Consider the following 23,876-nt stretch of genomic DNA (forward strand, 5'->3'; position numbering starts at 1 on the left):
AAAACTTGTTTACGCTTCTGCTAACATTTTTTCTCCTGCATCAATTGCATCTTGAATTGATCCTCTTAAGTTAAATGCTGCTTCAGGATATTTATCTAATTCACCATCCATAATCATATTAAATCCTTTAATCGTATCTTTAATATCAACTAAAACACCTGGTATACCAGTAAATTGTTCAGCAACATGGAAAGGTTGAGATAAGAAACGTTGTACACGTCTTGCTCTATGAACTACTAATTTATCTTCTTCAGATAATTCTTCCATCCCTAAAATGGCGATAATATCTTGTAATTCTTTATAACGTTGTAAAATTTCTTTTACTCTTTGTGCACAATCATAATGTTCATCACCTAAAACTTCAGCTGTTAAAATTCTTGAAGTAGAATCTAAAGGGTCTACCGCAGGATAAATACCTAACTCTGCAATTTTACGAGATAATACTGTTGTTGCATCTAAATGCGCAAAAGTTGTTGCTGGTGCAGGATCTGTTAAATCATCTGCAGGTACATAAACTGCTTGTACAGATGTAATAGATCCTTTTTTAGTTGATGTAATACGTTCTTGCATTGCACCCATTTCTGTTGCTAGTGTAGGTTGATAACCTACCGCAGATGGCATACGTCCTAATAAGGCAGAAACCTCAGAACCTGCTTGTGTAAAACGGAAGATATTATCAACAAAGAAAAGAACATCTTTTCCTTGTGCTTCTCCTGCTCCATCTCTAAAGTATTCTGCAATTGTTAAACCAGATAAAGCAACTCTTGCACGCGCTCCAGGTGGCTCATTCATTTGACCAAATACAAAAGTTGCTTTAGAATCTTTCATTCCTGGTTTATCTACTTTAGATAAATCCCATCCGCCTTCTTCCATAGAATGCATAAAATCATCACCATATTTTATAATTCCAGATTCTAACATTTCACGAAGTAAATCGTTTCCTTCACGAGTTCTTTCTCCAACTCCTGCAAACACAGATAAACCTCCATGACCTTTTGCAATGTTGTTAATTAACTCTTGAATTAGTACTGTTTTACCTACACCTGCTCCACCAAATAATCCAATTTTACCTCCTTTTGCATAAGGTTCAATTAAATCGATAACTTTAATACCTGTAAATAAAACTTCTGTAGATACTGATAAATCTTCAAATTTAGGTGCAGATCTATGAATAGGCAAACCATTTTTACCTTCTTTCTTTAAATCTCCTAAACCATCAATTGCGTCTCCTGTTACATTAAACAAACGACCATAAATATCGTTTCCTATTGGCATTTGAATAGGATTACCAGTTGCTATAACTTCTGTGCCTCTACTTAAACCATCAGTAGCATCCATAGAAATAGTTCTTACTGTATCTTCTCCAATATGTTGCTGTACTTCTAATACTAAAATAGAACCATCAGCTTTTTTTATTTCTAGAGAATCGTAGATTTTAGGAAGTTCATTTTCTGTATTGAATTCAACATCGATTACTGGCCCAATAATTTGAGAAACTTTACCTGTTATTGTAGACATTATGTATCTAATTAAAATTATTATTTTATGTATGAGACTTCTCTCTCATTTTCAGGATGCAAAGGTAATTTTTTTGATTGAAACTAAAAAAGTTTTTTTACTTAAAAAGAATTATTATAGATATAAAAAAGCCTCATCAAAATTGATGAGGCTTTCATATTTTATTTAAAATACTACTAGTTAGTTACTTTAATTTCAACTCTTCTGTTGTTAGCTTTACCTGCTCTAGTTTTATTAGAGTCTATTGGAGAAGACTCCCCAAAACCTTTAGCAGTTAATCTACTAGAGTCAATACCTTTTTTAACTAAATAGTTTTTAACAGCATTTGCTCTTTTTGTAGATAATCTTAAGTTTAAAGCATCACTTCCAGAACTATCTGTATGACCACCAATTGCAAAAGTAGCTTTCGTATTTTTATTCATAATTGCAACGATAGCATCTAATTGCTTAGTTACACCTGGCTTGAATGAAGATCTACCAGAGTTAAATAAAATAGACTTAGCTGTAAAGTTAATTTCTTCAATTTCTTCTTTGCTAATTACTGGCTCTGGGCAACCTTGTTGAGAAGCAACACCTGCTACAGAAGGACATTTGTCATCTTTATCTAAAACTCCATCTCCATCAGTATCTGGCCAAGGACAACCTGCATTTGCAGCTGGACCTGCTTTAGTAGCACATCTATCATCTTTATCTACAACACCATCACCATCAGTATCAGGACAACCTTTGTTAGCTTTAGTTCCTTTAGAATTAGGACACATATCATCTTTGTCAGCAACACCATCTCCATCAGCATCTGGACAACCATTCATAGCAGCTAAACCAGCAACGTTAGGACAAGCATCATCAGAATCTTTTACACCATCTCCATCAGCATCAGGACATCCATTGAATTCTTTTAAGCCTGCAACTTCAGGACAAGCATCATCTTTATCATACACTCCATCTCCATCAGAGTCTTTTCCTCCAAATTGAAGAACTAAACCTAATGATGTTTGGTAATGAGATCTTACTTTATCTGCAAAACCTTTTTTAGTACCTGTTTGGAAATTTAACCCAACATTATCATTAAACCAAAAATTAGCACCAACACCACCATTTAACATTCCTTCTCCTTTAGAGTCAGCAGAAACATAAGCCCCTCCTAAATATACATAAGGATCAAACCAACCTGTATCACCCACAAGATTATTAAGATCATAAGTTGCAACAGCATCTACTGACCAATACAAAAAGTCTGCATCATTTTTACCATCGTAATTTTCAATTTTATTCAAAGAACCTGCTAACTGAATCCCAAAACCTTTGTCTAAATACTTAGAAGCATAGATTCTAGATATAGAAGGTAAAACATTCCAATCTTTATTGCCAAGTAAGTCTTTCAACTGATCTGTAAAATTAGAAGTATTGTAGAAATCTACAACATTTACACCAAAACCTACTGCCCAAGGGTTGTTTTCATTTTGTGCATTTACGTTGCTAACTGTTAGCAAAGCAAACATAGCTATCACAGCTAATTTTAATCGTTTCATTATCAAATTTTTAAATTAAAAGTTCGTTATTATTATACGCAAAAGTAAACTCTTAAAACGTATCTACAAAGACAAATTTACAAAAACTTATAAAAAGCACAAGTTTTTTTATCAATTCTAAATAACATTTAAGTTTTTTCCTGTCTTTTTAAAAGCAGATATTGCTTTGTCTAAATGCTCTTTTGAATGTGCAGCAGATAATTGTACTCTTATTCTTGCTTTTTCTTTTGGAACTACTGGAAAGAAAAAGCCAATCACATAAATTCCTTCTTCTAAAAGCTTATTTGCCATCACTTGAGATAGTTTAGCGTCATATAACATTACTGGTACAATGGCAGCATCAGCACCTACTAAATCAAAACCTGCTTTTTCCATTTCTGTTCTAAAATAATTGGTATTCCATTCTAATTTATCTCGAAGTGAAGTATCATTAGAAATTAAATCAAAAACTTTTAATGACGCTCCTACAATTGCTGGTGCTAATGAGTTTGAAAATAAATAAGGTCTAGAACGTTGACGTAAAATCTCAATAATTTCTTTTTTCCCTGTTGTATAGCCTCCCATTGCTCCTCCAAGCGCTTTTCCTAAAGTTCCTGTAACAATATCTACTCTATCCATTACATTTTTTAGTTCAACTGTTCCTCTGCCTGTTTTACCAATAAATCCTGTTGCGTGACACTCATCAACCATAACCAAAGCATCATATTTATCTGCTAAATCGCAAATTTCATCTAATTTAGCCACAATTCCATCCATAGAAAAAACACCGTCTGTAACAATAATTTTAAAACGATGATTTTGTTTATTAGCTTCAATTAATTGTTCTTCTAAAGAAGTCATATCATTGTTATGATAACGATAACGTGCAGCTTTACATAAACGCACTCCATCTATAATCGAAGCATGATTTAAACTATCAGAAATAATAGCATCTTCTTTTGTTAAAAGTGGTTCAAAAACTCCGCCATTTGCATCAAAAGCGGCTGCATATAAAATAGTGTCTTCGGTTGTATAAAAATCGGCAATCTTTTTTTCTAATTGCTTATGAATATCTTGTGTTCCACAAATAAAACGTACAGAAGACATTCCAAAACCGTGCGTATCCATAGTGTCTTTTGCTGCTTGTATAACTTCTGGATGATTTGACAATCCTAAATAATTATTGGCACAAAAGTTAATTACTTCTTCGCCAGTAGAAATTTTTATTACTGCATCTTGAGACGATGTAATAATTCTTTCCGATTTATATAAACCTGCGTCTTTTATATCTTGAATCTCTTTTTTTAGCGTATTCTTAATTTTTCCGTACATATTGTTAAGTTTGAAAGTTGTAAAGTTACAAGTTTGAAAGTTTTTATTTAAACTTCTTCAACCAAAATTTCTTCATTTATATATATGAGCAGTTTTTTATCGACTTTAATATTCATCGATTTTAATATTTGTTCGTATTTTAATAATTGTTGATGATGTTCTGCAGACGGATTTCCGGTTTTATAATCTATAATTACTGCTGTATTTTTATCTGTAAACACCAATCTATCTGGAATAATCATTTGATTATCTACATCAACAATTTCTCTTTCATTAAAAACTTTGACTTTTTCTGAAAAATAAGTTGCTAATTCTGGATGATTTACAACCTCATCAATACTTTTTTTAAATGACACAACTTGCTCATCATTTAAAATTCCTTGCTGATGATATTGTGCAACAACCTTATTTACATCATTTTTACGAATGATTTTTGCAAAAATCTCGTGAAATAAATTCCCAAAATCGATTGCTTTTCCTTGTTCTGTATTCCATAATTTTGAAGCACTTGCCAACAATACAATATTATGTTCTTGCCAAGGTGTAGAAATAAAATTTTGATGAGTTTCTGCAATAGCATCTTCTTTCTCTTGAACACTAATTCTCTTTTCATCTCCAAAAGTGTATTCTAAAACAGCATCATTCCATAGATTTTGCTGTTTTAAATAATTGATAAAAACACCAGAATAAAAATTGGTGTTTTCATCTCCTTTTGATGATATTTTCTTCTCTGTGATAATGTGTAATTGCTCAACTACTCTAGTTAACGAAACATATAGTAAATTAAAATTATCTAATTCTAATTCCTCCCTTTGATGCTTGTAAATCTCTAAACCTCTTTTACTTACTATTGACAAACTCTTACTATAATCTACCAATAATTCACTGAATCCTTCATAAGATTCTGGCAATTGATTTAACCAAGTTTTTGGTTTAATTTGTCTGTAAATATCTACATCGCAAGGAAAAATTACCACAGGAAACTCTAGTCCTTTTGATTTATGAATGGTCATAACCTGAACCGCATTTGCGCTTTCTGGAGCAACAATACTCAGCTTGTCTTTTTTAAGCTCCCAAAACTCTAAAAACTCACCAACATCGGTTCCTTTTCTTTGTTGTTCTAAAACTACATCTAAGAAAAATTGAACATAAGCATCAGACGAGTTTACCAAATTAAAACCTCTAATTATTTCTTCAATTTTTTCGTAAAATGGTTGTTGATGAAATCTTGTCTCATCAAACGAAACACCATATTTTTTTAAAGACTGTAAAATAATTTGATTGTCTGATTTCGCAAGTTCGTTTAAAAAAGTATGTTTAGAATTTTTTATTTGTAAATGTTGATATAAAAAATAGAGTATTTCAAAACGAGTTTCTTCATCCCTTGGGTTTTGTAAAATCTTTAAAATATCAATAATAAAAGTAACTTTTGCACTATTTTGCAATAATAAAGTTTCTGATGAAACAATATGAATTCCGTTTTCTGAAAGGTAATTTGCAACAGCAACACCGTCTTTTCTTGTGCGTGTTAACACGCAAATTTCATTCAACGAAAAAGAGGTTTTTAATAGGTTAATTTTTGCTAAAACTTTCTTTGGATATTTTAATTTATTAGCTTCCTTTAAATCTTCTTTTTCTAAAAAATTTAAAGAAACAAAACCTCCTTTTTTGCTGTTTTCTATTTGCTTATTTCCTTCAATAAAAAGATTTTTATAAGACTCATTTTCAAGAAAATTGGCTGTGTGTTGAAAAAAGGAATTGTTAAAATTAATGACCTCTGAATAACTCCTAAAATTAGTTTCTAAATTTTTAATTTCTTTTTTAATCTGAAACGGATTTTCAATACCTGAACCCAAATTAATAAACTGTGCTGCTTTTCCTCCACGCCATCTGTAAATGGCTTGTTTACCATCGCCAACCAATAATAAATTACTGTTTTCTTGCGCCAAAGCATTGTCTATTAACGGAATTAAATTTTGCCACTGCAGCACAGAAGTGTCTTGCATTTCATCTATAAAATAATGCTGAAAACGCTGCCCAATTCTTTCGTAAATAAATGGCGCAGGTTGGTCTTTTATATTATCAGAAATTAGCTGATTAAACTCAGCGTTTAATCGAATATTATTATCTTCTTTTATGGCTTCTAATTCCGAATTAATATTGTTTAAAACCGCTAAAGGAACAATGCTTTTCAGCGCCAATTTATTCATTGAAAATTGCTGATATATTTTTTCTGACTCTTTAAATAACCGAATAATATCAGGAATTATTTGATTTATGGAATTGGCAATTGAATCTATTGTAGACTTCGAATAATATTGATTATTTTCTATTGCTTTTTTTATGGTTTCACTTCGTTTTATAAAATCGATATTTACAGACTTAACACTAATATCTAAAAAAAATTTTGGAATGGTTCCGCGCATAAAATCTTTAGGCTCTAAATCATTATTTTCTATAAGTTGCAAACATTCTTTACCTATTTTTTTTACAGCTTCTTTTAACTCTTTTTGTTGATAATAAAGTTTCTTTTTTAAATTGGTAAAATCTTCTAACTTTTTATCTGCAAGATTTCTAAAATGTTGCACGTCATCTTCATTCAATAAAATTTTTGCAAACTCACTTAAATCTCTCGAAATATCCCAAGATTTATCATCATCTGTTTTATCTAAAGAATAATCAATTAACAAGTTTGTTAGCTTCTTTTCTGTTCCTATTTTAGAAATTAAAACATCAACGGCTTCATTTAATAAAGAAACTGCATCCATTTCTACTTCAAAGTTGAGTGACAAACCTAAATCGAAAGCAAAATTTTTGATGATTTTATGCGTAAAACTATCAATTGTGGTAATTGAAAAAGCCGAATAATTTTGAAGAATTACATCTAAAACCTTCTTACTTCTTTCTTTAACTGTTGGCTTATCAATAGCTATTTCATTGATAATAATCTTGAATAAATCATTCTCTTTTCCGTTAGAAAAATCTTCTAAATTCTGCAAAACACGTTCTTTCATTTCGCCGGCAGCTTTGTTGGTAAACGTAATTGCCAATACTTTTTGAAAGGTAAAAATATCTTCTGAAATCAATAATACTTTCAGGTATTCTTTTACTAATGTAAAGGTTTTTCCGCTTCCGGCAGAAGCATTATACACTTGAAATGTTGAAGGTTGTTGCACAATTTATTTTTAAAAACGAATTGTACGAATTTAAGTATTTATTAGATTAATACACAGAGTTTCACAGAGAAATCTCAGAGATAAAAAGAGACACGAATTTCACAGATTTCACGGATTAGTTTAGCAAGCAATTCTACAGAGTCACACAGAGAAATCGCCAAAAAAATCGCGTAGTAAAAACACGAGAGTGTTTCTTATTCTTCGTGAAGATTAAGATGGGCTTCTATCTATCCTAAACCAACATCTAAAGACATCATTACTATAAAACCGCCAATAAAACCAAGAGTAGCAACATCTGTATATTTATCTCTTTGGGTTTCTGGTATTACTTCTTCTACCACCACAAAAATCATTGCACCTGCTGCAAACGCCAAAGCATAAGGTAAAATTGGTGTAAAAAACGAAACCGCTAAAGCTCCTAAAACTGCTGCAACTGGCTCTACAATTGCAGATAATTGTCCGTACCAAAAACTTTTAAATCTACTAACTCCTTGTCTTCTTAATGGCATTGCCACTGCAAAACCTTCTGGAAAATTCTGAATTCCAATTCCGATTGCTAAAGATATTGCTGCAATAATCATTTCTGTTTGTTCTACGCCAACTAAAGTAGATGCTGCACCAAATAAAACTCCAACCGCTAAACCTTCAGGAATATTGTGTAAGGTAATTGCCAACACCAACAAAGTAGTTTTATGCCATTCTGTTTTTACTCCTTCTTTTTCACTTTCTTTAAAATTGATATGTAAATGCGGTAAAATTTTATCCATTCCAAAAAGTGCTAAAGCTCCTAAACCAAAGCCAATTGCGGCTGGTAAAACTTTTACAAAACCCTCACCAGGACTGTTGTCTATTGCTGGCGCCAACAAACTCCAAAAACTTGCAGCTACCATAACTCCACCTGTAAAACCTAACATTCCGTCTAAAACCGCTCTATTAGCCTTCTTAAAAAAGAAAACCAAAGCTGCGCCTGCTGCAGTTAATCCCCAAGTAAAAAGTGATGCAAATAATGCTGCTAAAATTGGATGTTCTTTTCCAAATTCAACTAATTGATCGAATGTACTCATAGTCTTTTTATATATAAATTGTTGGCTATTTTATTTGATATTGATAATTTCTTATCTTCTATTTGAATGAACAAAGAATCATCAAAATCTTCTTTTTCTAATACTGTAATTTGCTCTCCTAAAGTAATCCCTTTTTTATCTAAAAATTGTAAAAACTCTGATGAAGAATCATTGACACCAACACAAATTCCAACTTCATTTTTTCTTAAAGTTGATAATAAACTTTTATCAATCGTTTTTAAATTACCATCTTTATCTGGTATTGGATCTCCATGAGGATCGTGTGTTGGAAAACCTAATAAAGCATCTAATTGATTGATTAATTTAGGAGATTTTATATGCTCTAATTGTTCTGCAACATCATGAACTTCATCCCAAGAAAAATTTAGTTTTTCAACCAAAAAAACTTCCCACAATCTATGTTTTCGCACAATATTGGCAGCCGTTTTCTTTCCTAAATCTGTTAATTTTACACCTTTATATTTCTTGTAAACCACTACATTTTTATCAGACAATTTTTTAATCATATCTGTAACAGAAGAAGCTTTTGTAGTTAACTTTTTTGCAATAGCATTTGTACTGATTCCTTTTTCAGCATCCAATTCTAAATGATAAATAGCTTTTAAATAATTCTCTTCAGAAAGTGTAAACATTTTTAATAATTGTAATACAAAGATATGCTTTTTATTTTTATTAAAATATTTTTTTAGTTTTACCTAAAAATAAAATTACATTTGCAAAAACTTAACTGCAAAAATATATTTAAAAAACATTATTTTTATTTATTCTAAATATAAATAAGTAATACATTTGCAAAAAATAATCATAAAAAATGAAGCTAAAAATTACTATTCTTTTTTTAACCTTGTGTGCAAATAGTATTCTTTCTCAAAATAATAGTATTTCTGGTAAAGTAATTTCGGAAGGAGAACCTATGCCTTTTGTTAATATTTATTTGAAGAAAACTAAATTAGGAACATCAACAAATGAAAAAGGTTTTTATAAACTTAAAAATATTCCTAATGGCAACTATACTTTAGTCATAAGTTCTGTAGGTTTTAAGCCAAAATCTATTAAAATTTCCTTTTCAGGGGATAAAACCATCCATAGAAATTTTACATTAAATGAAAGTAATTCGCTAGATGAAATCGTGATTTCTGGAACTTTAAAACCCGTTACAAAAGCAAATAGCTCTGTTCCTGTAGAAGTATATAGTAAAACTTTTTTTAAGAAAAATCCTACGCCTTCTATTTTTGAATCATTACAAAATGTAAACGGAGTTAGGCCGCAACTAAATTGTAATGTTTGTAATACCGGAGATATTCACATTAATGGTTTAGAAGGGCCTTACACCTTTGTTTTAATTGATGGAATGCCAATTGTAAGTGGTTTATCTACCGTTTATGGTTTAACAGGAATTCCGCAAGCTTTAATTGAAAGAGTTGAAGTTGTAAAAGGCCCAGCATCAACTTTATATGGTTCTGAAGCTGTTGGTGGAATTATTAATATCATTACAAAAAAACCCTCGAATTCTCCAGCTATAACTTCAGATACGTTTGCTAGTTCTTGGGGAGAAGTGAATACAGATTTAGGTTTGCGATACAAATTATCAGAAAAATCGAAAGGTCTTTTGGGTGTAAATTATTTTAATTATCAACAAAGAATAGACAATAATAATGATGGTTTTACAGATTTAACGCTTCAAGACAGAATATCAATTTTTAATAAAATTAATATAGATAGAAAGGATAATAAGGTTTTTACAATTGCAGGAAGATATGTGTATGAAGACAGATGGGGAGGAGAATTAGATTGGGAAAAAAAATATAGAGGAACAGAAATAAAATATGGTGAGAGTATTTACACAAATCGTTGGGAAACTTTTGGAACCTACCAATTACCAACTTCAGAAAATATTAATTTTCAATTTAGTGCAAATGGTCATTATCAAGATTCCTCTTATGGAACAGATGCTTACAATGCAGAACAAATTATTGGTTTTGGGCAATTTGTGTATAACAAACAATTAAAAGAAAAACACGATTTAACGTTAGGTTTAGCCTACAGGTACACGTTTTATGACGATAATACTTTTGCTACTTTAGATAGTAAAGGCATTAAAAATCAACCTTCTATTACACATTTACCAGGAATTTTCTTGCAAGATGAAATTAGCTTAAATAAGAATAACAAATTATTATTAGGCGCAAGATGGGATTATAACAGTTTACACGGAAGTATTTTTTCACCAAGAATAAATTACAAATGGAATTCTAAAGATAATACCAATATTTTTAGATTGAGCATTGGTAATGGATTTAGAGTTGCTAATATATTTACAGAAGATCACGCAGCTTTAAATGGAGCAAGAGAGATTGAGTTTAATGGCGAATTAAACCCCGAAACTTCGTGGAATACAAATATAAATTATGTAAAAAAGATTTACCCAAAAAACTCAATTATAACGCTAGATGCAAGTGCATTTTACACCTATTTTGACAATAGAATTTTACCTGATTATGAGACGGATACAAACAAAATTATTTATGCAAATCTAGAAGGTCATTCAGTTTCAAAAGGAATCTCTCTTAACACAGACATTACTTTTTTAAACGGATTAACAATAAACGCTGGCGCAACCTTAATGGATGTTTCCATTACAAAAAACGGGGTAAAAACTAGACAACTACTTACCGAAAGTTTTAGCGGAGTTTGGTCTATTTCTTATAAATTTAGAAATAATTTCACACTAGATTATACAGGAAATGTATATGGACCAATGAGATTACCATTGTTAGGACCCAATGATAAAAGAGCAGCAAACTCTCCTTGGTTTAGCATTCAAAACATACAATTCAGTAAAAAATTTAGTAATTCTTGGGAAATTTATGGAGGTGTAAAAAACCTTTTAAACTTTACACCACCAGCAAACAGTATAAATAGTGCAGATAATCCTTTTGATAAAAACCCTGATGGAACACCAATTATTTTTACGAAAGAAAACGAACATAAAGCTTTTGACCCGAGTTATGTTTATGCTTCTAATCAAGGAATTAGAGCTTTTGCTGGCTTAAGATATACGCTTTTTTAAGCTTTATAAATAGAAATTATTTTTATCTATCCCAGATACGTTTTCTTCTAGAATCTTTAATAATAGATTTATTTGATGATGAACTGTTTCCTGAAAAAAGAGAAAAACGATACACCAAACCAACAGAACCAAAAGTATGAGAACGCTGACTAGAAAATCTTTTTTCGTTAAACCTATACATTAATTGTCCGTTAAGACCAAACCTTTCGGAAACCCAAAGTGTACCACCCGCTCCAAAGTTTAAAGTTGGTGTTAACCGCTTTGCTTTTATAAAACTACCTCCTAACAATGCATACATAGAAATTCTGTTATTAGAAGTTCCGAAATCATATCTTGCTTCGCCATCAAAAGTGGTATATTTTTGAACATCTTTAAATGTTGAAGAAATACTACCAACAAAAGTTACATTTTTAAACATATACCTAGCTACAGATATCCTAGGAAATTGGTCTATATATCTACCCCCAACTGCAGGTCCATCTTTTACAGAGTAAAGAATTGATCCAGAACCAAAAGTAAGAGCCCATTTATTTTCTTCATTTTGACTATAAGAATTGCAAATCAATAATAAAGAAAGTATTAGAAAAAATATATATTTACTTTTCATTTTAAAAAGGGGATTAAGGTCAGCAATTATAAAACTGACGAAACGCAAATATATTGTATTATTTAAGAAAACAAAATTGTCAATAGTTTTTCTCCCTTTTTTTATCAAATAAGTAATTTATCAATGATTAACTTGCCAAATTCTTTTTCTTCCAAACAAAGAAATATTAAAATCAAAACTATAAACTACACCCAGAGTTAATTGTAAATGAGATCTCATACTTTCAAATCTTTTTTCAGAAAACTTATAAATTGCTTGTGTGTTTACTCCTATTCTATTAGAAATCCAATAAGTATTTCCAACTCCAAAATTTAATGTTGGTGTTCTTTTTCTTTCAGACTTTACAAATGTTCCGCCAATAAAAGCATAAGGTTCTAAAAATTTAAATTGTTTTTTAAAATGATATCTAACAGAACCCCCAAAAGAATTATATTTTGCAGAATTTTTAATAAGACCAATATTATTAATTGTGTTAAAACCAATCTCTACATCAACAGAAAGATTGTTCTTAAAATGATACGTTAGGTTTAGTCTAGGAATATGAAAAATATGTTTATCTCCTATAAAAGAAGCGTTTTTATTATTAAACTTAATAAGAGCAGAACTCAAACCTAATTCCCATTTATTTTTATTTTGTGCTTGATTTTTGTTAGTGATAAAAATCATTCCAAAAATCATAAATACCATTACGCTCTTCATACATCAAAAATTTATTATGATTATTTAAAACGTAACTTTTTTTCATTTTTATGATTTTATTTATGGTATATAATATATAACAAGCATTTTTTGTTAGACCCTACAAAAATTAAAAAGTTTTATTCTCTACCTAATTCTAAGTCATATATTTGCATCAAATTATATTCAGTTGAGTAAGCAGAACATTGTAAATCAATATCAAAAATCTGTAAAAGTTTTGCAGATAATAACCGAGCTTCAACAAGACAAAAACCATTTTCAGATATCGAATTTGGTAGGTTCTTCGTTGTCTTTTGTAATTTCTGAAACTTTTAAGAAAGCAGACAAACCTTATCTTTTAATTTTTAATGATAAAGAAGAAGCTGCTTATTATTTAAATGATTTAGAGCAGTTATTAGGAGATAAAAATGTACTTTTTTATCCGGGTTCTTACAGAAGACCTTATCAAATAGAAGAAACAGACAATGCCAATGTTTTATTGCGTTCAGAAGTTTTAAATAGAATTAATTCTCGCAAAAAACCTGCTGTTATTGTAACCTACCCTACTGCTTTATTCGAAAAAGTAGTTACAAAAAAAGAACTAGAAAAAAACACTTTAAAAATTACTGTTGGCGAAAATTTATCGCTCGATTTTGTAAACGAAGTTTTATTCGAATACAAATTTAAAAGAGTTGATTTTGTTACAGAACCAGGCGATTTTTCTGTAAGAGGAGGCATCATAGATGTTTTTTCTTTTTCTAATGATGAACCCTACAGAATAGAATTTTTTGGCGATGAAATTGATAGTATTAGAACTTTTGATGTAGAAACACAACTCTCTAAAGAGAAACTAAAAAAAGTTTCTATAATGCCCAATATAGAAAACAAAACATTGCAAGAACCTTTCGACTCCGCTCAAGATAAAATCCGAGAGAGTTTCTTAAAATACATATCATCGAAAACGGTTATTTTTACTAAAAACATTGATTTATTAGTAGGGAAACTAGATAAATTTTTCACAAAAGCAGAAGCTGCTTTTACCAATTTATCTAAAGAAATTAAACACTCAAAACCATCAGAATTATTTTGCGATGGCGATTTTATTTTAAATCAATTACAGGAGTTTTCATTAGTAAATTTTGGTAGTAAAACTAAACCTCAAAGGTTTTTAAAACCTTTGAGGTTTGAAAATAAGGATCCCTATAAAGTTTCAAAAACCTTGCAGGAAATAAATTTTAACACAAAACCTCAACCTTCATTCAACAAACAATTTAATTTATTAATTAACAATTTAAACGAGTATCACAAAGCAGGCTTTACCAATTATATTTTTTGTGCAAATGAGCAACAAGCAAAACGTTTTCACGATATTTTTGATGATGCAGAACAAAAAGTGCATTATGAAACCATCGTTTTTCCTTTATATCAAGGTTTTATAGATGTTCATCATAAATTAGTTTGTTATACAGACCATCAAATTTTTGAACGTTATCATAAATTCCGCTTAAAAAATGGCTATGCAAAAAAACAAGCCATCACACTTCAAGAATTAAATAAACTTGAAATTGGAGATTATGTAACACATATAGATCATGGAATCGGAAAATTTGGTGGTTTGCAAAAAATTGATGTTCAAGGTAAAAAGCAAGAAGCCATTAAATTAGTTTACGGAGAACGTGATATTTTATATGTAAGCATTCACTCACTTCACAAAATTTCTAGATTTAATGGTAAGGATGGAAAAGCACCAAAGATTTACAAATTAGGTTCTGGTGCTTGGAAAAAAATAAAACAAAAAACCAAAGCAAGAGTTAAACATATTGCGTTTAATTTAATTCAGTTATATGCAAAAAGAAAGCTACAAAAAGGCTTTGCTTTTGGCTCAGACACACACATTCAGCACGAACTAGAAGGGAGTTTTATGTACGAAGATACTCCAGATCAATTTACTGCTACGCAGGATGTAAAAACGGATATGGAAAAAGAGCAACCTATGGACAGGTTGGTTTGTGGCGATGTTGGTTTTGGAAAAACTGAAGTGGCAGTAAGAGCCGCTTTTAAAGCGGTTGATAATGGCAAACAAGTTGTTATTTTAGTGCCGACAACAATTTTGGCTTTTCAGCATTATAAAACCTTTTCAGAAAGATTAAAAGACTTTCCAATTAAGATAGATTATTTAAATAGATTTAGAACTGCTAAACAAAAAACCACAGCAATTAATGGTGTAAATGATGGTTCTGTAGATATTATTATTGGCACACATCAACTCACAAATCAACGTATAAAATTTAAAGATTTAGGCTTATTAATTATCGATGAAGAACAGAAATTTGGCGTTGCTGTAAAAGACAAACTAAAAACGTTAAAAGAAAATGTTGATACCTTAACCTTAACTGCTACTCCAATTCCGAGAACTTTGCAGTTTAGTTTAATGGCGGCAAGAGATTTATCCGTCATAAAAACGCCACCTCCCAATAGACATCCCATAGAAACGAATGTCATCCGCTTTAGCGAAGAAACAATACGTGATGCTATTTCATATGAAATTTCTAGAGGCGGACAAATTTTCTTTATCCATAATAGAATTGAAAACATTAAAGAAGTTGCTGGTTTGTTACAAAGATTAGTTCCGTCTGCAAAAATAGGAATTGGTCATGGGCAAATGGAAGGCAAAAAACTAGAGCAATTAATGCTTGGTTTTATGAATAATGAATTCGATGTTTTGGTTTCTACAACCATTGTAGAAAGTGGTTTAGATGTACCCAATGCGAATACTATTTTTATCAATAATGCCAATAATTTTGGACTTTCTGATTTACACCAAATGCGTGGTAGAGTTGGGCGTTCTAACAAAAAAGCGTTTTGTTATTTTATAACACCGCCTTTTCATATGATGACTGATGATGCTAGAAAACGGATTCAGGCTTTAGAGTTGTTTTCTGATTTAGGAAGCGGAATTAACATTGCTATGAAAGATTTAGAAATTCGTGGAGCAGGAGATTTATTAGGTGGAGAACAAAGCGGATTTATTAATGATATTGGGTTTGACACCTATCAAAAAATACTACAAGAAGCTATTGAAGAACTCAAAGAAAATGAGTTTAAAGAGCTGTATCCTACAGATGCTTCTAAACCTAAAGAGTTTGTAAAAGAAGTGCAAATTGATACCGATTTCGAAATTCTTTTCCCTGATGATTATGTGAATTCGATATCAGAAAGATTGAGTTTGTACAACAAATTATCAACTTTAAAAGAGGAAAAAGAACTACAAGTTTTCGAAACTGAAATTATTGATAGATTTGGAGAAATACCAAATGAGGTCTGCGACCTCTTAGATTCTGTAAGAATAAAATGGTTGGCTAAAAAGTTAGGTTTAGAAAAAGTTATTCTGAAACAAAAACGTATGATTGGTTATTTTATTTCTGACCAACAAAGTGAATTCTATCAAACAGAAGCATTTACAAAAATGCTAAAATATGTTCAGCAAAATTCTAAAAGTTGTGTTATAAAAGAGAAGCAAACTAAAAATGGCTTGCGTTTACTTATCACTTTTATTAAAATAGATTCTGTAAAAACTGCTTTGCGTATTTTAGAAAAAGTTTAATATTATTACATAATGGTAATGTGGCAAAAAATGGTTGGTGTTTTTATGTAAATTACATAGAGAAAAAAAACATAATACCTCATACAACCAAACAGTTAAGTAATATATTTATAGTTTGTTTTTTTAGAATTGTAATAAACTCCTATTCCTATTATTGTAATGATTTCTGCAATAATTGATAAATATGAACCTTCAAATCCAAAATCTCCACCATTAATTAAGTTGGCTTCTTGTATTTTAAACTCGATTAAAGAATAGGTGTTTTGTCCGCTAACATTAAAGCCATAAAGCGTTTGAAAGAAATTCCAACTTAAATGCAAAGCAATCGGAAACCATAAATTTTTAGTATAAACATATGACAACCCTAAAACTATTCCCGCCAAAAACAAATCAAACAAAGAAAACAAGCTAATATTTGGATTAAAACTATGCATTAATGAAAACAAAATTGATGAAACAATTAGTGCAATATATTTATTAAAAGAAATCATTAAATTTTTTAGTACATATCCTCTAAGAAGTGTTTCTTCAACTATTGCTACAATAGTAAAAAGGAGTATAGATATTAATAGCTCTTTTAGATCAAAATTTATTTTTAAAAATAAAATTTCTTGGTAATAAATTAAAAATCCATATCCTAATGTCATTATTATCAAACCAATTACAATTCCAACAACAAATTCTATGCATCTATTTTTTGTCTGAAAACCCAGTTTTATGAAATATTCTTTATCTATAAATTTCATAAAAATCCATAGAAGAAAAAAAGTTCCTAATAAATCAAAAAAACTAATGATTAGTAGTTGAATAGAAGTTTGTTTATACTCAAGATTTGTAAATTCTACTCCTGCTATAATACAACCAATTAATTGAAATACGCCAACAATAAGTATGTAAGGTATAATTATTAATAAAACTCTTAACCAACCATAAATATTATTTTCTTTTTCTTTCATAAAAATTAACAATACCTAGTATCAAAACAACAATGCAGTACTAATATCTAAATAGTTACGTCTTACAAAGGTTAAGGCAGTTTCTACAATTTCGCCCATATTTTTACATCGTTTAAACTCAATATCACCTGTAAAATCTTGTAATTCTTTCTTTAAACGTTTAATATTTTCTGGATATGAAATAGTATCGTTCTTCATAGAATTTAGCAATTTTGTTAAACGTTTGTCATAACTCAACATCCTTTTTGCCACAATAGAGCGTTCTTCTAATTTATATTGATTGATGGAAGATTCTTGCAGTTTATTACTAACCAAAGAAACCATAGGAAAATTTTCTTTAAAAAACTGAGGATAATAAACCCTAAACTTACCTTCGAAAGTTTGTTGATCAAAATCGATGGCTCTTATTTTGTAAATAATTTTATCAAAATCGTGTATAGGTACAATTACATAGTTGTAAGAACGCATATCTCCTAACATTCTTACCATACATCTTTCGTTAAATTTTACAAACTCTTTTGCTATTTGAGATTTTTCTCTTGATGAACATTTTGGCAACATTTCATTAATAAAAACATCGCCTGGAATTCCTGCAATATGTTCTTCTATTAAGGTATCTTTATACACTAAATAGTTAAAATTATAAGGCGATAGCATATGCTCTAACTCTAAACCATACAATCTAGAAGCATCTGCTTTTTTAACATAGAAATAAGTAAAATTATCATTTAAAATATTTCTAATTTTAATTCTAAAAGGTTTAGAATTACCAAAAGTACAGTAATCTATTGCGTCTACATTTAAAAAAGGAATCGTTTCTTCATTTCCGTTAGAATGAAAAATAGTGTACATTCTTTTTAGGCTTAAATCTATTTCTTGTCTATCAAATTCAGAATAATAAGTTCTTACCCAAAGTGTGTCTTCGTCGTTTTTATCATACACAACTACACATCCTTGAAAACGAAGTAAATCGTCATAAAAAATTGGGATTTTAACTTCTCTATTATATTCTTTTAAATAGGTATCAAACATTTCTGAAACCGGAAATGCAGGTTTCTTTTTTGACATTAATTTTTCTTCTGACGACATCTTTTTTCTATTAATTAGATCAAAAGTACGGATAAAATTTACACTATTTCAAACATCTTACCTTGTAATGGTTTTAAAACTCCTTTTAATTCCATTTGCAATAAAATTGATGATAATTGAAAAACAGGAATGTTGCATTCTAAAGAAATAACATCTAATAATTGTTGTCCTTTTTGGTGAAGAAAATCGTAGATTTTTTGTTCGTTTTCATTCAACTCAATAAATAATTGTTTTTGAATTGGTTTTGGTTTTTGCTGAATATCCCAATTCAACATTTTTACAATATCTGAGGCAGTGTTTAACAAATGTGCTTTGTTATTTCTGATTAAATCATTGCAACCTCTGCTATAAATATCTGATGTTCTTCCTGGCACAGCAAATACATCTCTGTTATAAGAATTGGCAATATCTGCAGTTACTAAAGAACCTCCTTTTGCTGCAGATTCTATAATTATAGTGGCTTTAGAAATGCCCGCAACAATTCTATTTCTTTTTAAAAAGTTTTCTCTAAGCGGATTTTCATTGTGCCAAAATTCGGTTAAAAAACCTCCTTTCTCATTAACTTGGTTAATATACTTTTTATGAACTTTCGGATAAATTTGCTCAAATCCGTGAGCTAAAATGGCAATGGTTTGTAGGTTGTTTTCTAGGGCAGCTTTGTGTGCACAAATATCAACTCCGTAAGCAAAACCACTTACAATTATTGGGTTGTGTTCTGCCAATTTTTCAATTAAATTGTTGCAAAAATCACATCCATAAGAACTCATATTTCTTGTACCAACAATAGAAATTATTTTATCATTAGAAAAATCTAAATTTCCGTCTTTAAAAAGCAACAATGGTGAATCTATACAGTTTTGAAGATTTTTAGGGTAATTATCTTCTAAAAAGTAAGAGTAAGCGATATTATTTTCTTGAATATATTTTAGTTCTTTTTCTGCAAATTGTATGTTTTTAGTATCAAAAAGATGTTTTAAAACATGGTTTCCTATTCCGTTTATTTTTGATAAAATTGCAGGTTTTTCTTTAAAAACTTGTGCTACATCACCCACATTTACAATGAGTTTTTTAGCCAAAATAGCGCCAATAGCTTTGCATTTCTGCAACCTTAAAACAGCAAGCAACTTTTCTTCTTTCAAAACATAACAATTTGAACACCAATATATAAAAAAATTTGTTGATAAAATTAATAAGAAATTGCTTAATAAAACTCCATATTTTTTATATTTGTTATAATGATATTAGCAAATTACATCAACGATTTATTATACAGATACGAATGTGTTATTGTACCTGATTTTGGAGGTTTTGTAACCAATAGAATTAGTGCAAAAGTAGACAACTCTAAACACATTTTTTATCCACCAACAAAACAGATAACTTTTAATAGTCATCTAAAACACAATGATGGTTTATTGGCTAATTATATTGCTTCTTCTGAAAATATTTCTTTCGAAAAAGCTGCTGCTGCCATTTCTTTATCGGTAATTAAATGGAAAAATGAGTTGCAATCTAATGTTGTAAAAATTGATAAATTGGGTGTTTTATCTTTAAATGATAAAAAACAAATAATTTTTGAACCCAATGCAACTGTTAATTATTTAACAGAATCTTTTGGTTTATCAACTTTTGAATCTTCAGCTATTACAAGATATAAAGAACAAATAAAGCCTTTAATTTCTGCAACTCAGAAAGAAGACAAAAAAGGTGTTCCTGCTTTTATAAAATATGCTGCCACTGCTGCCATTTTATTAACATTGGGGTTTGCTGGCTATAGGGGTTATCAAAATAATCAACAAAAAGAAATTTTAGCAAACCAAGAAAAAGCTTTAGAGAAAAAAATACAAGCTGCTACTTTTGTAATTGCTAATCCGTTGCCAACAATTAATTTAAATGTTGCTAAAAAAGTTTCTAAACCTTATCATATTGTTGCTGGTGCTTTTCAGTTTAAAGAAAATGCTGAGAAAAAGGTAAAACAATTAAAGGCTAAAGGTTTTGACGCTAAAATAATTGGAGTTAATAAATGGGGATTAACACAAGTTACTTTTAATAGTTTTTCTAATAAAAAAGATGCCATAAACAACCTATACAGAATACAAGACACTGTTTCTAAAGATGCTTGGTTATTGGTAAAAAAGTTAAAATAAATCTTTTTTTACAATCTTTTTTTCATCATCACTTTTAAATAAGTGATTGTTATCTTTGCAAAAAATATTTTTTTGATGGAAACAAAAACTCCGAAAGAATCTTTAACCATACTTACTGATTTAGTTTTACCTGGCGAAACCAATTATTTAGATAATTTGTTTGGCGGAGAATTATTAGCAAGAATGGATAGAGCTTGTAGTATTGCTGCAAGAAGACACTCTAGAAGAATTGTGGTAACAGCTTCTGTAAATCATGTTGCTTTTACCAAAGCTGTACCTGTTGGTAGCGTTGTTACTATAGAAGCAAAAGTTTCTAGAGCATTTAAATCTTCTATGGAAATTTATGTTGATGTTTGGATTGAAGACAGACAATCTAGATCTAGAACAAAGGTTAATGAGGGCATTTATACTTTTGTTGCTGTAGATGAAACTGGGAAACCTGTTTTAATTCCTCAAATTATACCAGAAACTGAACTAGAAAAAGAACGTTTTTATGGTGCTTTAAGACGTAAACAATTAAGTTTAATATTGGCAGGAAAGTTAAATCCTGCAGAAGCATCAGAATTAAAAGCTTTGTTTAATTAAACACATCTATTATGGAATTTGATAATCATAAAATAATTTACTCAATAATATTTTTTGTTTTAGCGTTTTTAATTCGGTTTTTAATTACGAATTCTTTAAAAAAAATTCAAACGAAGTTTGGATTTCAAAAAGCCAGAATTACTGTTATTAATAAAGTAACTACCTTTATTATTTATATTACAGCGCTTTCTTTTATTGCTTTTATTTGGGGGGTTAATGAAGAGCAATTCTTATTATTTGTTTCTTCTTTTTTAACGGTTTTAGGTATTGCCTTTTTTGCACAATGGTCTATTTTATCTAACATTACAGCAGGTATTATTTTATTTATTAACTACCCTGTTAAAATAGGAGATACAATTACTATTTTAGAAAAAGACAATGACACAACTGGAGAAATTATAGATATAGGTGCGTTTTTTATCACGTTAAAAATTCTTGATAAAGATTTAATTACAATTCCTAACGCGGTTATTCTTCAAAAAAACATAAAATATACACCAAATACTAAAGATTAATTTATCTTTTTAAAATCCAAGAAGATGGGTTTAAACGTGTCGTATTTTTAAAAAGCACAAAAATTAATTTCGTTTTGTTAGATATTTTATCTGTAAAAATCTGTCCTATTTTTTGCCCAGTTTTTATTTTATCGCCTTTTTTAACATAGCTTTTTTCTAAGTTATTATAAGATGAAATATAATTTCCGTGCTGTACTAACACGTTTTTTCTTCCGCCAGAACTCACCAAAACATTTAGTACTTTTCCGTTAAAAATAGCTTTGGCATCTTTCCCTTTTTTGGTAACAATGTGTAAACCAGTTCCGTTTATGGTAATTCCTGGAAATGATGGATGCGCTTGTTTACCAAATTTTCTAACCACCAAACCTTCTTTAACAGGCCAAGGTAATTTACCTTTATTTAACTCAAATTTTGATGCTAGAGCTTTAGCTTCTGGACTTAAAAGAAATTCATTTTTTTTGGTCTTTTTAGATTTTAATTTTGCTTTGGCAATTCTATTCGCTCTCGCAATTTCTGCTTTAATCAATTTATCAATTTTAGCAGTAATCTTTTTTTCTTCTCTAATTTTCTTTTTTAATTCTCTTTTGTATTTATTTTCCTTCTTTTTTATTTTAGAAATTAAACTTTCTTGCTGTTTTTTATCAGCTTCAATAGCTGTTTTTTGTTGTTTTTCTGTTAAAATTAAAGAATCTTTTACTCTTTTTTGATACCCTAAAGAGTCGTTTAATTTTTGAATAATAGTTGCCCGTACTGTAATTTCTTCTCCTTGCTTTTTTCTAAACTTAGCATATTGTTTCATATACTCTAAACGTTTATAAGCCTGATAAAAATTCTGAGAAGACAGCAAAAACATTGTTTTACTTTGTTGAGATTTGCTTTTGTACGATTTAAAAATCATAGCCGCATAATCTTTCTTTAAATCTGATAACTGTTTATTTAATTGATTAATTTTTGATTGATTTATAGCTATTTCTTTCGATAAAATAGATGCTTCAGAATTTATAGTAGAAATTAATTTTGCTCTAACGTCAATCTTTTTTTTGATATCTTTTAAGTCTTCTAATGCGTTTTTTTCTTTCTTTTTTTCTTTAAAAAGCAAGTTATTAACTCGCTTCATTTCTAGATTTAACTTTTTACGTTGGGCTTCTAACTGTTTTCTTGTTTGTCCAGAAACAGAAAAAAAACCAATTAATAAAAGTATAATAGATATGTAAAAACGCTTTTTAATCACTACAAAATAATTTGTTTATATCCTTTAGGAATAGAAAATTTGGTGTCAAATTTGGTGTTAAATTCAACAGACTTTAAAACAAAATCGATGTTGGTAAACTTATCAGGTTGTTTGGCTTTTATTTTAATTTCTGATGGAAAAACTTCATCATCAACCAAACGATAAGAAGGATAAAAAATATCTAATCGCTGGTTTTTTATTGAATTTACAATAGATTGCCTGTCTAATTTAAAATGTGAAGGATTTACAGCAAAGAAAATATCAAACAAATTCGCTTGGTTTTTTGGTGATAAAACATACGAATTATCTTCTATTGTTATATTTTGTTTTTCTTTTTTAACATTTATTAAAGACTGCCCCAGCAACAAATTTTGAAGCTGATTAAAATTAATGTCTGTACCCAATAATTTTTTAAGCATAGAGAAATCTCCTATAAAATAATTCTTTTTCAACGGAGAATAATAACTTACAGAAGTTGGTGTAATTTTAACTTTAAAAACAGTAATAATTTTAGTTCCTTTTAACCAAATTACCTCATCTTTTTTCATTCTTAAACTAACAGAAATACTCTGTTTTAGTTTTCCGTTATTAAATTTTGCTTTTAATTTTGCGTTGACAGATTTTTTATCAAAACTCGCAGAAATATGCTTTCTAGCCACTTTTTTTGCCGACATTTCTTTAGCAATAGTATTTGTGCTCATTAGATTTTTTTTTGTTTTACAAGAAGTTAAAACAATTACAAAAACAGCAAAATATTTAATAAACTTCATTC

At 29.5% G+C, this 23,876-nt stretch carries 18 protein-coding genes; 5 read left to right on the plus strand and 13 right to left on the minus strand.

Translation table 11 applies throughout. From position 1 onward, the window contains the following. Positions 1-9: 9 nt before the first annotated feature. From atpD to ACY2RX_RS09755, 6 genes are all read right to left on the minus strand, one after another. Positions 10-1,518 (minus strand): F0F1 ATP synthase subunit beta, encoded by a 1,509-nt coding sequence (gene atpD, locus ACY2RX_RS09730; RefSeq protein WP_490103783.1) that lies wholly within the window; start codon positions 1,516-1,518, stop codon positions 10-12. Between the two features lie 176 nt (positions 1,519-1,694). Beyond that, entirely contained in the window at positions 1,695-3,050 is a 1,356-nt protein-coding gene (locus ACY2RX_RS09735) for an OmpA family protein (RefSeq protein WP_490103784.1), read from the minus strand. Between the two features lie 117 nt (positions 3,051-3,167). Next, positions 3,168-4,361, minus strand: coding sequence for a glycine C-acetyltransferase (gene kbl / locus ACY2RX_RS09740; protein WP_490103785.1), 1,194 nt, complete (start codon positions 4,359-4,361; stop codon positions 3,168-3,170). Positions 4,362-4,408: 47 nt separating this feature from the next. Continuing rightward, a complete protein-coding gene (locus ACY2RX_RS09745) occupies positions 4,409-7,537 on the minus strand; it encodes a UvrD-helicase domain-containing protein (RefSeq protein ID WP_490103786.1) in 3,129 nt (1,042 codons plus the stop codon). Positions 7,538-7,764: 227 nt separating this feature from the next. After that, positions 7,765-8,601 carry a ZIP family metal transporter gene (locus ACY2RX_RS09750; protein ID WP_490103787.1) on the minus strand — a complete coding sequence of 279 codons (837 nt, stop codon included), beginning with the start codon at positions 8,599-8,601 and terminating at the stop codon, positions 7,765-7,767. Further along, positions 8,598-9,254 carry a metal-dependent transcriptional regulator gene (locus ACY2RX_RS09755; protein WP_490103788.1) on the minus strand — a complete coding sequence of 219 codons (657 nt, stop codon included), beginning with the start codon at positions 9,252-9,254 and terminating at the stop codon, positions 8,598-8,600. The genes ACY2RX_RS09750 and ACY2RX_RS09755 overlap by 4 nt, the downstream gene beginning before the upstream one ends. A gap of 179 nt (positions 9,255-9,433) precedes the next feature. Between ACY2RX_RS09755 and ACY2RX_RS09760 the strand changes: the two genes are divergently transcribed. Then, positions 9,434-11,692 (plus strand): TonB-dependent receptor, encoded by a 2,259-nt coding sequence (locus ACY2RX_RS09760; protein ID WP_490103789.1) that lies wholly within the window; start codon positions 9,434-9,436, stop codon positions 11,690-11,692. 22 nt (positions 11,693-11,714) lie between these two features. Here ACY2RX_RS09760 and ACY2RX_RS09765 read toward each other — a convergent pair whose 3' ends face one another. Then, complete coding sequence (locus ACY2RX_RS09765) at positions 11,715-12,299, minus strand: hypothetical protein (RefSeq protein ID WP_490103790.1); 585 nt, start codon at positions 12,297-12,299, stop codon at positions 11,715-11,717. Positions 12,300-12,419: 120 nt separating this feature from the next. Further along, positions 12,420-12,998 carry a hypothetical protein gene (locus ACY2RX_RS09770; RefSeq protein ID WP_490103791.1) on the minus strand — a complete coding sequence of 193 codons (579 nt, stop codon included), beginning with the start codon at positions 12,996-12,998 and terminating at the stop codon, positions 12,420-12,422. A gap of 169 nt (positions 12,999-13,167) precedes the next feature. On the opposite strand from ACY2RX_RS09770, the gene mfd reads away from it, so the two are divergent. Beyond that, a complete protein-coding gene (gene mfd / locus ACY2RX_RS09775) occupies positions 13,168-16,581 on the plus strand; it encodes a transcription-repair coupling factor (RefSeq protein ID WP_490103792.1) in 3,414 nt (1,137 codons plus the stop codon). 95 nt (positions 16,582-16,676) lie between these two features. On the opposite strand, the gene ACY2RX_RS09780 is transcribed toward mfd, so the two are convergent. Genes ACY2RX_RS09780 through dprA form a run of 3 tightly spaced genes read right to left on the minus strand, consistent with a single transcriptional unit; the run spans position 16,677 to position 19,765 of the window. Beyond that, complete coding sequence (locus ACY2RX_RS09780; protein ID WP_490103793.1) at positions 16,677-17,537, minus strand: CPBP family intramembrane glutamic endopeptidase; 861 nt, start codon at positions 17,535-17,537, stop codon at positions 16,677-16,679. 21 nt (positions 17,538-17,558) lie between these two features. Further along, the gene (locus ACY2RX_RS09785) at positions 17,559-18,626 is read right to left on the minus strand and encodes a hypothetical protein (RefSeq protein ID WP_490103794.1); all 1,068 of its coding nucleotides are present in this window, start codon (positions 18,624-18,626) and stop codon (positions 17,559-17,561) included. Positions 18,627-18,664: 38 nt separating this feature from the next. After that, the gene (gene dprA / locus ACY2RX_RS09790; protein WP_490103795.1) at positions 18,665-19,765 is read right to left on the minus strand and encodes a DNA-processing protein DprA; all 1,101 of its coding nucleotides are present in this window, start codon (positions 19,763-19,765) and stop codon (positions 18,665-18,667) included. A gap of 96 nt (positions 19,766-19,861) precedes the next feature. Here dprA and ACY2RX_RS09795 point away from each other — a divergent pair, with 96 nt between their 5' ends. The 3 genes from ACY2RX_RS09795 (at position 19,862) to ACY2RX_RS09805 (ending at position 21,873) form a co-directional block, all read left to right on the plus strand. Beyond that, entirely contained in the window at positions 19,862-20,773 is a 912-nt protein-coding gene (locus ACY2RX_RS09795) for an HU domain-containing protein (RefSeq protein ID WP_490103796.1), read from the plus strand. Between the two features lie 75 nt (positions 20,774-20,848). Beyond that, on the plus strand, positions 20,849-21,358 hold the full coding sequence (locus ACY2RX_RS09800) for an acyl-CoA thioesterase (protein WP_490103797.1): 510 nt from the start codon (positions 20,849-20,851) through the stop codon (positions 21,356-21,358). A gap of 11 nt (positions 21,359-21,369) precedes the next feature. After that, on the plus strand, positions 21,370-21,873 hold the full coding sequence (locus ACY2RX_RS09805; protein WP_490103798.1) for a mechanosensitive ion channel family protein: 504 nt from the start codon (positions 21,370-21,372) through the stop codon (positions 21,871-21,873). A gap of 1 nt (position 21,874) precedes the next feature. On the opposite strand, the gene ACY2RX_RS09810 is transcribed toward ACY2RX_RS09805, so the two are convergent. Beyond that, a complete protein-coding gene (locus ACY2RX_RS09810) occupies positions 21,875-23,104 on the minus strand; it encodes a murein hydrolase activator EnvC family protein (protein WP_490103799.1) in 1,230 nt (409 codons plus the stop codon). Beyond that, a complete protein-coding gene (gene lolB1, locus ACY2RX_RS09815) occupies positions 23,104-23,874 on the minus strand; it encodes a lipoprotein insertase outer membrane protein LolB1 (protein ID WP_490103800.1) in 771 nt (256 codons plus the stop codon). Before lolB1 ends, ACY2RX_RS09810 begins: the two co-directional genes overlap by 1 nt. Between the last annotated feature and the right edge of the window lie 2 nt (positions 23,875-23,876).

The sequence above is a fragment of the Polaribacter sp. 2405UD43-2 genome (genome assembly GCF_058147125.1).